Source organism: Nonomuraea sp. NPDC050328 (assembly GCF_044459405.1).
Taxonomy (GTDB): Bacteria; Actinomycetota; Actinomycetes; order Streptosporangiales; family Streptosporangiaceae; genus Nonomuraea.
Genome location: NZ_JBITIW010000013.1, coordinates 51,329 through 65,302 on the forward strand (window position 1 = coordinate 51,329; position 13,974 = coordinate 65,302).

12 protein-coding genes are annotated in these 13,974 nt (G+C 71.2%); 4 read left to right on the forward strand and 8 right to left on the reverse strand.

All coding sequences use genetic code 11. The annotated features are described in order from the left end of the window. Positions 1-193 precede the first annotated feature (193 nt). Together prcA and prcB are read right to left on the reverse strand one after the other, a co-directional pair. On the reverse strand, positions 194-967 hold the full coding sequence (gene prcA / locus ACIBG7_RS36825; RefSeq protein WP_357930365.1) for a proteasome subunit alpha: 774 nt from the start codon (positions 965-967) through the stop codon (positions 194-196). Positions 968-988: 21 nt separating this feature from the next. Next, entirely contained in the window at positions 989-1,834 is an 846-nt protein-coding gene (prcB, locus tag ACIBG7_RS36830; protein ID WP_357930368.1) for a proteasome subunit beta, read from the reverse strand. A gap of 222 nt (positions 1,835-2,056) precedes the next feature. Here prcB and ACIBG7_RS36835 point away from each other — a divergent pair, with 222 nt between their 5' ends. Next, positions 2,057-3,361, forward strand: a complete 1,305-nt coding sequence (locus tag ACIBG7_RS36835; protein WP_397339250.1) for an extracellular solute-binding protein — start codon at positions 2,057-2,059, stop codon at positions 3,359-3,361. A gap of 23 nt (positions 3,362-3,384) precedes the next feature. Then, positions 3,385-4,419 carry a DNA polymerase IV gene (locus ACIBG7_RS36840; RefSeq protein ID WP_357930373.1) on the forward strand — a complete coding sequence of 345 codons (1,035 nt, stop codon included), beginning with the start codon at positions 3,385-3,387 and terminating at the stop codon, positions 4,417-4,419. Positions 4,420-4,591: 172 nt separating this feature from the next. Here the strand turns inward: ACIBG7_RS36840 and ACIBG7_RS36845 are convergent, their stop codons facing one another. The 5 genes from ACIBG7_RS36845 to ACIBG7_RS36865 all read right to left on the reverse strand — a co-directional run bounded on the left by ACIBG7_RS36845 (position 4,592) and on the right by ACIBG7_RS36865 (position 10,661). Continuing rightward, the gene (locus tag ACIBG7_RS36845) at positions 4,592-4,801 is read right to left on the reverse strand and encodes a ubiquitin-like protein Pup (RefSeq protein WP_357930375.1); all 210 of its coding nucleotides are present in this window, start codon (positions 4,799-4,801) and stop codon (positions 4,592-4,594) included. A 109-nt stretch (positions 4,802-4,910) separates the two neighbouring features. Further along, on the reverse strand, positions 4,911-6,425 hold the full coding sequence (gene dop, locus ACIBG7_RS36850) for a depupylase/deamidase Dop (RefSeq protein ID WP_357930378.1): 1,515 nt from the start codon (positions 6,423-6,425) through the stop codon (positions 4,911-4,913). Positions 6,426-6,497: 72 nt separating this feature from the next. Beyond that, the gene (locus ACIBG7_RS36855) at positions 6,498-7,658 is read right to left on the reverse strand and encodes an acyltransferase (protein ID WP_357930381.1); all 1,161 of its coding nucleotides are present in this window, start codon (positions 7,656-7,658) and stop codon (positions 6,498-6,500) included. Positions 7,659-7,847: 189 nt separating this feature from the next. After that, positions 7,848-9,608 (reverse strand): proteasome ATPase, encoded by a 1,761-nt coding sequence (arc, locus tag ACIBG7_RS36860; RefSeq protein WP_357930384.1) that lies wholly within the window; start codon positions 9,606-9,608, stop codon positions 7,848-7,850. A 204-nt stretch (positions 9,609-9,812) separates the two neighbouring features. Next, positions 9,813-10,661 carry a tRNA (adenine-N1)-methyltransferase gene (locus tag ACIBG7_RS36865; RefSeq protein WP_357930387.1) on the reverse strand — a complete coding sequence of 283 codons (849 nt, stop codon included), beginning with the start codon at positions 10,659-10,661 and terminating at the stop codon, positions 9,813-9,815. A gap of 63 nt (positions 10,662-10,724) precedes the next feature. Between ACIBG7_RS36865 and ACIBG7_RS36870 the strand changes: the two genes are divergently transcribed. Together ACIBG7_RS36870 and ACIBG7_RS36875 are read left to right on the forward strand one after the other, a co-directional pair. Next, the gene (locus ACIBG7_RS36870) at positions 10,725-11,795 is read left to right on the forward strand and encodes a GNAT family N-acetyltransferase (RefSeq protein ID WP_397339251.1); all 1,071 of its coding nucleotides are present in this window, start codon (positions 10,725-10,727) and stop codon (positions 11,793-11,795) included. 110 nt (positions 11,796-11,905) lie between these two features. Next, positions 11,906-12,394: a hypothetical protein gene (locus ACIBG7_RS36875; protein ID WP_357930391.1), complete on the forward strand. Its 489-nt coding sequence runs from the start codon at positions 11,906-11,908 to the stop codon at positions 12,392-12,394. 22 nt (positions 12,395-12,416) lie between these two features. Here ACIBG7_RS36875 and ACIBG7_RS36880 read toward each other — a convergent pair whose 3' ends face one another. Next, positions 12,417-13,964 carry an FHA domain-containing protein gene (locus tag ACIBG7_RS36880; RefSeq protein WP_397339252.1) on the reverse strand — a complete coding sequence of 516 codons (1,548 nt, stop codon included), beginning with the start codon at positions 13,962-13,964 and terminating at the stop codon, positions 12,417-12,419. Positions 13,965-13,974: the final 10 nt, after the last annotated feature.

Genomic DNA, 13,974 nt, shown 5'->3' on the forward strand with positions numbered 1-13,974 from the left:
CACCTCACACTAGTTCCCTACCGGGGGCAAAGGGAGAGATCTTGAAGAGCGATTTCCTTCCGGCGGCGCCACCCGTGCGCTGAGCGGGGGTTCCGCTCCGGCGAATATCGGGGTACGGCCGGCATCCCGGGCAAAACGCAACCCCCGGGAGACCACTCCCGGGGGCTTGCGACGGCGATCGGCGGACGGCGGGTCAGGACCCGTCGTCCATGGCGCCCTCGGGAGCCGTGGGCGGCTCCTCCTCGCCGGTCCCGGCCGCCGGGGCGGCAGGGGTCGCGGCCCCGGACTCGGCGCTCACCAGGCGCTCCAGCCGCGGCCCGGTCAGCCGCTGGAACTTGCGGTGCTCCCGGTTGCGGTCGAGCACGGCCACCTCGAGCTGCCCCACCGCCGGCCGCTCCCCGCCCGGCTCGGTCAGCGCGCTCAGCGCCGCGCCCAGCGCGCCGGCCAGCGGCATGCCCTCGCGGTAGTGCTCCTTGAGCCGCCCGGAGACCGCCTCGGCCTGCCCGCCCATGACGGTGAAGCCGTGCTCGTCGAAGACCGAGCCGTCGAAGGTCAGCCGGTAGATCGCGTCACCGTCGGGCGTGTCGCCCACCTCGGCGACGACCACCTCGACCTCCAGCGACTTGATCGACTCGGTGAAGATGCGCCCGAGGTTGGAGGCGTACAGGTTGGCCAGGCCCCGGCCGGTCACGTCGGAACGGTCGTAGGTGTAGCCGTTGATGTCGGCGTAGCGGATGCCGCCGAGCCGCAACTCCTCGAACTCGTTGTACCGCCCGACCGCGGCGAAGCCGATCTTGTCGTAGATCTCGCTGATCTTGTGCAGCGCCCGCGACGGGTTGGGCGCGACGAACAGGATGCCGTCCTGGTACTGCAGCACCACGACCGAACGGCCGCGCGCGATGCCCTTGCGCGCGTAGTCCGCCTTGTCCCGCATGATCTGCTCGGGAGAGGCGTATCCAAAAGGCATGGTCACCTTCGGTGATCCTTTCTAGCGCAGCGGGGCGATGGGACCGTCGGGGGAGATCATCCGTTCGTCGAGCATGCCCTGCACGACCTCGGACACCTCCTCCTCGGACAGGCGGCGGAAACCGTCGGCGTCGATCACCGCGACCACCGGCCAGATCTTGCGCGTCACGTCCGGCCCGCCGGTCGCCGAGTCGTCGTCGGCGGCGTCGTAGAGGGCCTGGATGAGCATCGTGACGACGTCCTGCTTGGACGCGCCCTCGCGGTAGAGCTTCTTCAGCGAGCCCTTGGCGAACAGCGAGCCCGAGCCGATCGCGTCGTAACGCTCCTTCTCGTACGGCCCGCCGGCCACGTCGTAGCCGAAGATCCGGCCGCCGTCACGCTCGGGGTCGTAGGCGGCGAACAGCGGGACCACGACCAGGCCCTGCATCGCCATGCCGAGGTTGCCGCGGATCATCGTCGCCAGCCGGTTGGCCTTGCCGGCCACCGACAGCGTGCGGCCCTCCATCTTCTCGTAGTGCTCAAGCTCCACCCGGTAGAGCCGCGCCATCTCGATGCCGGTCGAGGCGGTGCCGGCGATGCCCATGCAGGAGTAGTCGTCGGTGCGGAAGACCTTCTCGATGTCGCGCTGGGCGATGATGTTGCCCGAGGTCGAGCGCCGGTCGCCGGCCATCACCACGCCCCCGGCGAAGGTGGCGGCCACGATCGTGGTCGCGTGCGGGACCTGATCACCGATCGGCACGGCCAGCGGCTCGCGCACGGGCAGCAGCTGTGGGGCGTAGCCGCCGAGGAACTCGGTGAACGAGGAGCTGCCGGTGTTGCTGAAAAGGTGGTTCGTCAATCCGGCGGGCAGATCCTTGTGCGATGCCACTCCGGCTCCCTCCAAACAATAGATCCGACAGGCTTGACCCTACTCATCTTCCGTCGCAGCATGCACTTCCCCCGATCAGCTCGCGGCGAACCGGCCGGGAGGCGTTGATCGTTCATTCGTGTCACCTCCGTCACATCCGGTGACGCCGGGTGTCCTTTACGGCCCGCCGGGCGCGTGCGATGGTCGGGGTGCCCCGCACGTCCGTCCGCCCGGGAGGCCGATGTGCGACGTCCGACCCTGGCCGCGGCCCTGTTCACAGCGCTGCTCTCTCCGCTGCTCACGCTCGCGGGCGGGTGCGGGGCGGGCCCGGAGGCCACCGGCCCGCTGACCCTGACGGTCGCCGGCTCCGGGGAGTGGCTGACCCGCTGGGCGGTGCCGGAGTTCGAGCGCGCCAACCCCGGGATCAAGGTCGGCGTCCGTCCCGCCCCGGCCGATCAGGCCGCGCTCGGCGCCGAGCTCCAGGCCGGGCGCGGCGCGGACATCATCGAACTCGACGGCCGCTGGCTCGGCGACCTGGCCCGTGCCGGGCGGCTCAAGCCCCTGGCCGAGACCGCGGGACCGGGCGCCGACGGCTGGACCGGGTGGGCGCAGATCCCGCAGGCCGTCCAGGGCCTGGCCGTCTTCGAGGGCCGCCGCTACGGCATCCCGCGCACGGTCGACGCGCGGCTGCTGTTCTACAACCGCGCCCTGCTGCGCCGCGCCGGGCTGCCGGACCCCTGGCGGCCCGCCTCCTGGGCCGAGTTGCTGGAGGCCGCGCGCAAGCTCAAGGCGGCCGGCGTGCCGTACCCCCTGCACCTGCCCACCGGCGAGACGGCCGCGCTGGACGGCCTGCTGCCCCTGCTGGCCGGCACCGGCACCGAACTCCTGGCCGACCGCAGGTGGGCGGGCGCCTCCCGGGCGGTGAAGGACGTCCTCGGCCTCTACGACCAGGTGTACGGCGAGCGCCTCGCCGAGCGCCTGGACGCCCCGGACCTCGCCCGGTCGCGGTTCGCCGCCGGCAAGAGCGCCATCCATCTGGACACCGACGCCCTCTGGCACACCGTCCTCGACCCGGCCCGCGGCACCCGGCCCCTGCCCGGCCGTGAGGCCGCCGTCGGGTACGCCCTGCTGCCCGCCCAGCGCCCCGGCGGCGGGCTGCGCGGCCAGGACCACGTCAGCCTCTCCACCGGCACCCTCCGCGTCCTCAACCCGGCCACCCGCGACCGCGCCGCCGCCTGGAAGCTGCTGACCTTCCTGCACTCGGCCCCGGCCGTCGAGGCCGAACTCGCCGGCCGGCCCCGCCCGACCCCGCGCCGCGACGTCAACGCCCGCGTCCTGGCCGCCGATCCGATGCTGCGCTTCGCCGCCGAGCAGGCGCTGCCGCTCACCGCCTTCCCGCCGCCGGTGAGCCTGTACCCGAGGGTCGCCGACGCCCTGCGGGAGGCCGTGGCCGCCGTCGTGGCCGGCCGCTCCCCCGGCCACGCCGCCGAGTCCTACCAGCGCACCCTCGAAACGCTGGTCGGCGGCCCCGCCAACGTCGCCGGCTGAGCGGCGTCCTGGACACTGGAGGGATGCGGGACTGGATCCTCCACCTCGACCTCGACGCCTTCATGGCCGCCGTCGAGATCCTGCGCGACCCGGGCCTGCGTGGCCGGCCGGTCGTGGTCGGCGGCGACGGCGACCCCGCCCGCCCCCGCACGGTCGTGGCCACCGCCTCCTACGAGGCCCGCGAGCACGGCGTGCACTCCGGCATGCCCCTGCGCACCGCGCACCGCAAGAGCCCCGAGGCGGTCTTCCTGCCCGTGGACCTGCCCGCCTACGAGCGCGCCTCCGCGCAGGTCATGGCCGTGCTGCGGGAGTTCGCGGTGACGGTCGAGGTGTGGGGGCTGGACGAGGCCTTCCTGAGTTACCGCGGCGACGACCCCGAGGCGCTGGCCCGCTCGATCCAGCGGGCGGTCCTCGACCGCACCGGCCTGAGCTGCTCGATCGGCATCGGCGACAACAAGCACCAGGCGAAACTCGCCGCGCAGTTCCGCAAACCCGCCGGGATCTCGCGCCTCACCGGCGAGGACTGGGCGGAGGTCATGGGCGAGCGGCCGGTGACCGCGCTGTGGGGCATCGGCGCCCGCACCGCCGCCAAGCTCGACGCCCTCGGCCTGCGGACCGTCGCCGAGCTCGCCGCGGCCGATCCGGCCGAGCTGGCCGCCCGTTTCGGGCCCACCAACGGCCCCTGGCTGCGTTATCTGGCCCTGGGCAAGGGCGAGACCACCGTCACCGACACTCCGTGGGTCCCTCGCGGCCACAGCCACGAGACGACCTTTCCCCGTGACCTGACCGATCCCGGCGAGATCGCCGGGCACGTCTCCGCCTTCGCCGTCCGCCTGGCCGATGAGGCGCGGGCCGCCGGCCGGGAGATCGTCCGGGTGACGGTGAAGGTACGGCTGCGCCCCTTCCTCACCCTGACGCGGCAGTCGAAGCTGGCTGCCGCCACCACCGACCCCGGCCTCGTCGAGGCCACGGCCCTGGCGCTCCTGGACCGCTTCGACCTCAGCCGGCCGGTCCGCCTGCTCGGCGTCGGCGTCGAGTTCGCCGACCTGCCCGGCTAGCAGCCCGTACGGCCGGCGCTAAGGGGGGCGCGGGGCCCGCCCTGGACGGGCGGGCGCGCGCACCCAGTCGTCATGTCGTCGTCATGTCGTCGTCATGTCGTCGTGTGGTGTCGTGTCGTCGTCGTGTCGCGTGTCGTCGGGTCCCCGGCGGGCGACGCCGGACGGTTACGCCCTACTCGCCGCCCTTTTGCACATATCCCCTGATGAACTCTTCCGCGTTCTCTTCCAGCACCTCGTCGATCTCGTCCAGGATCGCGTCGACGTCGTCGGTGAGCTTCTCGTGCCGCTCCTGGACGTCGGAGCCTGCGCTGGCCTCGGTCTCCTCGACCTCACCCTCGCGCTTGCCGGCCTGCTTCTGGCCGCCGGTATCCTTCGCTGCCATGTCTACCTCCGCATGGGGGACTCGTCTGTCCTTATCTTTCCCCGAACCGGCCGACCTTGCGCGCGGATGGCGCCGCGATCTTCGGAGCGTGTCCGGGCAGGAGAAGGAGTCATTCGCCGCCGGTCAGCGCGGCCACGAGGTCGGCCGCGGTGCGGCAGCGGTCGAAAAGCTCGCCCACGTGGGCCTTGGTGCCCCGCAGCGGCTCCAGCGTGGGCACCCGCTGCAGCGACTCCCGGCCCGGGATGTCGAAGATGACCGAGTCCCAGGAGGCCGCCGCGACGGACTCGCTGTACTGGGCCAGGCACCGGCCGCGGAAGTAGGCCCGGGTGTCGGTGGGCGGGTTCTCCACGGCCCGCTGCACGGCCTCCTCGGTCACCAGGCGCTGCATGCGCCCGCGGGCCACCAGGCGGTTGTACAGGCCCCGGTCGGGGCGGATGTCGGAGTATTGAAGATCGACGAGCTGCAGGCGCGGGTGCGACCAGGCGAGGCCGTCGCGGCTGCGGTAGCCCTCCAGGAGCTCCAGCTTGGCGACCCAGTCGAGCTCGCGGGAGAGCTGCATCGGGTCGTCGGCCAGCCGGGTGAGCACCGACTCCCAGCGGTCGAGGACGTCCTTGGTCATCTCCTCCTGGGCCGCGCCGCGCTCCTCGACGTACTTGCGGGCCTGCTCCAGGTACTCCATCTGGAGCTGGATCGCGGTGAGCTTGCGCCCGTCGCGCATGGAGATCTCGTAGCGGCAGGTCGGGTCGTGCGAGACGGCCCGCAGCGCCTGGACGGGGTTGTCCACGGTCAGGTCGCGGGTGAGGAAGTTGTCCTCGATCATCGCCAGGACCAGCGCGGTGGTGCCGAGCTTCAGGTAGGTGGAGATCTCCGACATGTTGGCGTCGCCGATGATGACGTGCAGCCGCCGGTACTTCTCCGGGTCGGCGTGCGGCTCGTCGCGGGTGTTGATGATCGGCCGCTTGAGGGTGGTCTCCAGGCCCACCTCGACCTCGAAGAAGTCGGCGCGCTGGCTGATCTGGAAGCCCTCACTGCGCGAGTCCTGGCCGATGCCGACCTTGCCGGCGCCGACGACGACCTGGCGCGAGACGAAGAAGGGCGTCAGGTGCCGGACGATGTCGGCGAAGGGGGTGGCCCGGCGCATGAGGTAGTTCTCGTGGCAGCCGTAGGAGGCGCCCTTGGCGTCGGTGTTGTTCTTGTAGAGCTGGATCGGCGCGTTGGTCGGCACCGCCGAGGCGCGCACCGCCGCGTCGTACATGACGCGCTCGCCGGCCTTGTCCCAGATGACCGCCGCCCGCGGGTTGGTGCACTCCGGCGTGGAGTACTCCGGGTGGGCGTGGTCGACGTAGAGCCGCGCGCCGTTGGTCAGGATGACATTGGCCAGGCCGAGGTCCTCGTCGGTGAGCTGGCTCTGGTCGGCCACCTCCCGGGCCAGGTCGAAGCCGCGCGCGTCGCGCAGCGGGTTCTCCTCCTCGAAGTCCCAGCGAGCCCGGCGCGCCCGGGCCGCCGAGGCGGCCAGGTAGGCGTTGACGACCTGTGAGGAGGTCACCATCTGGTTGGCGCCCGGCTGGCCCGGTACGGAGATCCCGTACTCGGTCTCGATGCCCATCACTCGACGCACCGTCATGCGCACCCCATGTCTAGCGGTCTGCCTGCTCTCCCGAGCCTAGCCCTTTCTTGATGCCCGGCCAGCACTCCGTTATGGCACAGATGCCTGATGCGTTCGCGGGGCCAGTTCCTGGATGGGCTCCGACGGGGTACGGCGGCGCCGGCCTTTGCCCTTGTCACGGGGCATCAGGCGGCGCAGGAGCGCCTGGCCGGGCTTGTCCACCAGGATGTACACCAGGTAGGACACGGCGATCGAGATCAGCATCGTGAGCCCGGCCAGGAGCCAGGGGTTCATGCCGTCCTTGAGCGGCGGGATGACGACCGCGGCGAGCGTCTGGTGGACCAGGTAGATCGGATAGGTGAGCGCGCCCAGGATCGTCAGGCCCTTCCACGTCATCCAGCGCAGCCAGCCCAGGGCGACCGCGGCGACGAGCACGTAGATGAGGATGATCGCGATCCAGACGCCGATCTCGGAGGCCGGGAAGTTCTCGAAGCCCTTCGACTTCACCCGGCTGCCGACCCGCTCCAGTGCGGCGTAGACCGACGGCCCGAAGCTGAGCGCGACGAAGAACCACGACAGGAACGAGTGCCCGAAGCGCCACAGCAGGAAGAAGGCCATGCCGGCGATGAAGTAGGGCGCCTGGCGCGGCATGAAGAACAGGGTGAGCCACTCGTTCAGCTCGGGCAGGTGCAGCCACTGCTTGGCGGTGAACTCCGCGGCCAGCGCGCCGAGGGTCCACAGGCCCATGAAGGCGTAGCACCGCTTGAGGGTGATGCCGACCACCACGAAGATCGCCATCAGCACGTAGAACCGCAGCTCGGCCCAGAGCGACCAGAACACGCCGGAGGCGTGCCCGACCTTGGCCAGCGCCTGGACCATCGTGAGGTTCCAGAGGTAGTCGCCCACGTCGAACTTGGGGCGGAAGCCCTGGACGCTGGTGAAGGTGTAGAGCGCCCAGATGCCCAGCACGGTGAACCAGTAGGCCGGGTAGAGCCGGGCGAAGCGGGAGACGGCGAAGGCGCCCACGCCGCGGCCCCAGGCGCTCATCAGGATGACGAAGCCGCTGATGAGGAAGAAGAGCTCGACGCCGAGGATGCCCAGGGTGGCCACCGGCGCGACCGGGGCGAAGATGTGGTTCGGCTCGGTCACCCAGATCGACTTGAACGCGGCCAGGTAGTGGAAGGCCATCACCGCGAACGCGGCCAGGAAGCGCAACGCGTCGAGTTCGCGCAGGCGGGGAGGGGGTGTCACCGGTGTCCATCCCTGGGAAGCGTGTGGCTGGCGTGGGGGAAGTCCCGTGTGACACCTTATTTCCACTTTGAGACGCATGTGACAGCTTTGGCGACAGTGACGCGTGCGCTCGGTGGCAGGACGCCTGCCGTACCCCGTAGACAGCGGAAAGGCCCGCACCGGGCGGTGCGGGCCTTTCGCGGGTGGTGCTTAGAGGTACTGGCCGGTGTTGGCCACCGTGTCGATGGAGCGGCCGGCCTCGGTGCCCTGCTTGCCCGACACGAGGGTGCGGATGTAGACGATCCGCTCGCCCTTCTTGCCGGAGATGCGGGCCCAGTCGTCGGGGTTGGTGGTGTTGGGCAGGTCCTCGTTCTCGGAGAACTCGTCCACGCAGGCCGCCAGCAGGTGCTGCACCCGCAGGCCCTTCGTGCCGCTGTCGAGGAACTGCTTGATCGCCATCTTCTTGGCCCGGTCGACGATGTTCTGGATCATCGCGCCGGAGTTGAAGTCCTTGAAGTACAGGACCTCCTTGTCACCGTTGGCGTAGGTGACCTCCAGGAAGCGGTTCTCCTCGCTCTCGGTGTACATGCGCTCGACGACGCTCTGGATCATCCCGTGAATGGTGGATTCGCGGGAGCCGGCGTGCTCGGCGAGGTCGTCGGGGTGCAGGGGCAGGTCGGAGATGAGGTACTTGGAGAAGATGTCCTTGGCCGCCTCGGCGTCCGGCCGCTCGATCTTGATCTTGACGTCCAGGCGGCCGGGCCGCAGGATCGCCGGGTCGATCATGTCCTCGCGGTTGGAGGCGCCGATGACGATGACGTTCTCCAGGCCCTCGACACCGTCGATCTCGCTGAGGAGCTGCGGGACGATGGTGTTCTCGACGTCGGAGGAGACGCCCGAGCCACGGGTACGGAAGATCGAGTCCATCTCGTCGAAGAACACGATCACCGGGGTGCCCTCGGAGGCCTTCTCCCGAGCACGCTGGAAGACCAGGCGGATGTGCCGCTCGGTCTCGCCGACGTACTTGTTGAGCAGCTCGGGGCCCTTGATGTTGAGGAAGAAGCTCTTGCCGGACTGGCCGGTCTTCTCCGCGACCTGCTTGGCCAGGGAGTTGGCCACGGCCTTGGCGATGAGCGTCTTGCCGCAGCCGGGCGGGCCGTACAGCAGCACGCCCTTCGGGGGACGGAGCTTGTGCTCGCGGAACAGGTCGGCGTGCAGGTAGGGCAGCTCGATGGCGTCCCTGATCTGCTCGATCTGCCGCATGAGGCCGCCGATCTCCTCGTAGGAGATGTCGGGGACCTCCTCCAGCACCAGCTCCTCGACCTCGGACTTGGGGATGCGCTCGTAGACGTAGCCGGAGCGGGGCTCCAGCAGCAACGAGTCGCCGGCGCGGATCGGCTGGTCGAGCAGGGACTCGGCCAGGCGGACGACCCGCTCTTCGTCGGCGTGGGAGATGACCAGGGCGCGCTGGCCGTCCTCCAGGAGTTCCTTGAGCATCACGATCTCGCCGAGCTCCTCGTAGCCGAGGGCCTCGACCACGTTGAGCGCCTCGTTGAGCATGACCTCCTGGCCACGCCTGAGGGTGTCGACGTCGACGGCGGGGCTGACGTTCACGCGGAGCTTGCGGCCGCCGGTGAACACCTCCACGGTGCCGTCTTCCCGGGCCTCGAGGAAGACGCCGAAGCCGGACGGCGGCTGCGCCAGCCGGTCGACTTCCTCCTTGAGGGCGACGATCTGGTCTCTGGCTTCCTTGAGCGTCGACACCAGGCGCTCGTTCTGCGATGTGACCGCAGCGAGGTTCGCCTGTGCCTCGTGAAGACGCTCTTCGAGAATCCTGGCCTGACGGGGTGATTCCGCGAGCTTCCGCCTCAGCGCGGTGATCTCCTCTTGGAGGAAGGAGACCTGTGTGTTGAGGTCAGCGACCTCCCGATCGCGCTGCGCGTGCCTAGCCTCATCATCGCGAGCTGCCACGCCCCGTCACCTCCTTCCCAGTCGAGGGCGACTACTAAGGACCTTACCTATCTCGGGCCCCTCCGTAACCTGGCCGGGCAGTATTCGTCCAATGACACTAAGTATTCGGTAATTAATCCCCATAAGAGCGTTTAGTCCTTGCAGCGTAGAGGTGTGATGATCTGTTCCCTCTTGCCGCGCCCGCACGCTCTCGTGGCCGAATTGTCATAGTTCCTCGGTGGTCCCCTTCGGACGGCGTCGGCGTGGCGGCGGGGTGACCCCGTCGGCCATGCGGCGGGCCATGACCAGGAAACCGGTGTGGCCGATCATCCGGTGATCGGGCCGGACCGCGAGTCCCTCGACATGCCAGTCGCGACTCAGGGTCTCCCACGCGTGGGGCTCGGTGAAACTCCCATGATCCCGAATCGTCTCGACGGTCTTCGACATCTGGGTGGTTGTGGCCACGTATACGCAGATCACGCCGCCGGGCGTGAGCGCCTTCGCGACCGCGTCCACGCACTCCCACGGCGCGAGCATGTCGAGGATGACCCGGTCGACGTCACCCTCGTCGATCGACTCGACCAGATCGCCGACGACCAGGCGCCACGACTCCAGCGGCCCGCCGAAGAACTTCTCCACGTTGGAGCGCGCGATGTCGGCGAAGTCCTGGCGGCGCTCGTAGGAGGTGACGTGCCCCTCGGGCCCGACCGCGCGCAGCAGCGAGCAGGTCAGCGCGCCCGAGCCGACGCCGGCCTCGATCACGCGGGCGCCGGGGAAGATGTCGGCCATGCCGACGATCTGCGCCGCGTCCTTGGGGTAGATCACCGCCGCGCCGCGCGGCATCGCCAGGGTGTAGTCCTGGAGCAGGTGGCGGAAGGCCAGGTACTGCGTGCCGCCCGACGAGCGCACCACGGAGCCCTCAGGCTGCCCGATCAGGTCGGAGTGCGGGATCGCGCCCTTGTGGGTGTGGAAGATCCCCTCTTCCTTCAACGTGATCGTGTGGCGCTTGTTCTTGGGATCGGTGAGCTGCACCTGATCCCCGGGCTGGAACGGCCCGTGCCTGCGAAAACCCATGCGGACAAGGCTAGGGCCAAATCGGGGGGCTCAGTCCGGGTGCGGTTTGATAGCAATGGACCCATGCTTCCCCGTGAAACGATCTCCACCGGCCCCCTGGTGTTGCGGCCCCCGACCGAGCACGACGCCGAGGCGATCATGCGTGCGGCCAACGATCCGGTGACCGCCCACTTCCTCCCCCTGCTGCCTTCGCCGTACACGCTGGAGGACGCCCACGCCTGGATCAAGAAGGCCGGGGAGGGCACCCAGTTCGCGATCTCCGGGCCTGAGGGCGGCTACCAGGGCGCCGTCGGGGTCACCGGGCCCGACAGGTGGGGGACGTGCCAGATCGGCTACCTGGTGGCCCCCTGGGCCCGCGGGCAGGGCATCGCGGCGCGGGCGGCCCGTGCGGTCACGGACTGGGCCTTCGACCGCGGCGTCGCCCGGATGGAGCTGTCGGTCAACGTGGAGAACCTCGCCAGCGTGCGGGCCGCCCTGTCGGCCGGCTTCTCCCTGGAGGGCGTCCTGCGCGACCTGCGGGTGCTGCGCGACGGGCGCCGCGCCGACCACGCGCTCTTCTCCCGGCTGCCGGGCGACCCCGGCGAGCCCGCCTCGCGCTACCTGCCGCGCTTCGACGAGCTGACCGACGGGGTGGTACGGCTGACGCCGATCGACGCCGGCGACGCGGCGGACTTCCACGCCCTGCTCAGCGACCCGCTCACGGTCCGGTACTCGGTCAACCCGGTCCCGCCGATGGACCAGCTCCTGCGGCGCTGCCGTACCACCGAGTTCTGGTGGGCCACCGGCCAGCGGGTCGAGCTGGCCGTCCGGGACGCGGCCACCGGGGAGTTCGCCGGGCAGATCCAGCTCGCGCAGGTCGTGCAGCCGCTCGACCAGGCCATGGTGGGCTACTCCCTCGTCCCGGCCTTCCGCGGGCGCGGGTACATGGGCCGGGCGCTCGGGCTGCTGGTGGACTGGGCCTTCCGCGAGACCGCGCTGCACCGCATCGTCGCGGGCACCGACGTGGCCAACGAGGCGTCGCAGCGGGTGCTGGAACGGGCCGGGTTCGAGCGGGTGGGCGTGGAGCGCGAGCTGTTCCCGCGGCCGGACGGGACGCGGACCGACGACGTGCTCTGGTTGCGGCTGCGCTCCTGACCGCCCGAGAAATCCGGATTTCCGGATCAGGTCTGGCCAAAGCGGGCGCGGCGGGTAAGACTCTGGGTCACCGCCCATGAGTGTCCCGTGATCACCTCGGGGGTTCCCCTATGGCCATGCCCGCCTGCTCGCCTGTCCACGACCTGGTCGCGGCCCTGCGCCGGCTCGACGCGGACGAGGTGCTGGACCGCCTCGTCCGCTCGGCCGCCGCGCTGGCCGGCACGGGGTGCGCGGGGCTGGTCGAGGTGGACGCCCTGCGCGAGTGCGCCTGGCCGGTGCGGGTGCAGGCGCCGCCGGGCGATCCGCTGCGGGTGCGGGCCTGGCTGGCCGAGTCGGTGACGCTCAAGGTGCTGGCCGGCGCCGAGGGCGGGGTCCGCCTGCCGTACGAGCCGGAGTTCGGGGAGCCGGGCTTCCTGGCGGTGCCGGTGCCGATGGCCACGCGCGGGCAGGCCTACCTGTGGGCCGCCGGGCGGGCCTTCGACGACGGCGACGAGCACCTGCTGGGCCGGCTGGCCACGGCAGGCGGGCGCGCGCTGGAGGCGGCGCGTGGCCTGGAGGCCGCGGTGCGGATGCTCCGCGGCGTCCAGGCGTTCCGCTGAACCCCCGCCTCGGCGGAGGCGGTCAGGAGCGGCGGGCCTCGAAGCGCATCGTGCGCGAGACGCCGATGCGCACGGTGGTGCCCGGCGTGATGGTGACCGGCTCGTTCGGCGGGATGTCGTAGAAGTTGGGGTCGCCGGGCGGCTGGATCTGCGTGCCGTTCACCGAGCCGAGGTCGACCAGGTTGACGTCCCAGCCGTCGAGCGCCACCCGCAGGTGCCTGCGCGAGACCGAGCCGTCGGGGCTGGTCACCTTGGCCGGGCGGGCGGTGCCGCCGGTCACCTCGGGCGCGCGGTCGGGATCGCGGCCGAGCAGGTAGTCGCTCTCCAGCGGCAGCGCGGTGCCGTCGTCGAGGATCAGCATGCCCAGCGGCGGGCGCGGCCCCTTGTACGGCACCAGCGTCCGCTGCACCAGCGCCACCCCGCAGGAGGCGCAGTACGGCAGGCGGGGGTCGTTGAAGTGGTCGTTCTTGCAGTCCACCCCGTAGACCAGGTTCTGGCCGTCGGCGTGCTGCTCCTGCGGGCCCGAGTGGGCGCCGTGGTGCTGCTCGCCCTCCGGGCCGGCGCCGTTGCCGGGCGGGTGGTGGTCGAAGGGCGCACCCGGCTCGAACGGCGGCGGCCCGTGCTCGAAGTGCGGCTGCGGCGGACCCTGCTGCTCGAACGGCGGGGGCCCTTGGTGCTCGAACGGCGGGGGACCCTGCTGCTCGAACGGCGGCGGTCCGGGCTGCTCGAACGGCTGCTGCTCCGCGAACGGAGGTACGGCACGCAGCGGCCCCGAGGGCGGACCGGGCGGCGGCGCCTGCGGCGGGATCGGCCCGGACGGCGGCCCCTGTGGCGGCGGGACCGGGCCCGACGGCGGCTGCGGCCGGTGCTGGCCCGGGTCCGGCGGCGCGGGCATCTCGTGGCGCGGCTGCGGCCCCGACTGCATGGGGTAGGGCGCCAGCGGCACCGAGGGACGCTCGGGCGCCGGCGGCTCCTGGCGGGGCTTGCGCAGCTCTTCCTCGACGTTGTGGTAACCGGTCGCGGGCATCTCGGTGGTGAGCGGACGCACCTCGGGCCGGGACGGCGCCGGCGTGCCGGGCCGCTGGTCAGCGTGCTCGCTCAGCTCCAGGACCACGCCGCCGGCGCGCACCACGCCGCCGTCGAGCTGGAGCAGCGGGTCGGCCTGGCCGGCGTCGGGCAGGGACAGCTCGACGTGCTGGACCGGGCCCTTCACCAGGCGGTCGGTCCACGTCAGCGCGTCGCTGCCGGTCAGGCGCTGCTCGCCGTCGCCGGAACGGACCGCGGCGGTGGCCTGGCCGCTGACCAGGAGCGCCACTCCCCCGTTGCCGGACGGACCGGCCACGGCACAGGTGGCGGGGTCGCCGGTCATCGACCGGGCCAGGATCTGCGCCGCGCGTCGGGCCAGGGCGCGCCCGTCGCCACCGGTGGCGGCCGTCTCGCGCAGCGCCTGGACCAGCTCGGCCGCGGCGGCGTCGCCGGAGTCGCACACCAGCAGAAGCCCACCCAGGTGGGCGACCAGCCCGTTGCCGGGAAGCGGTCGCACCACCATCCCGAAGCCCTGGTCGGTCACTGAACTCTCC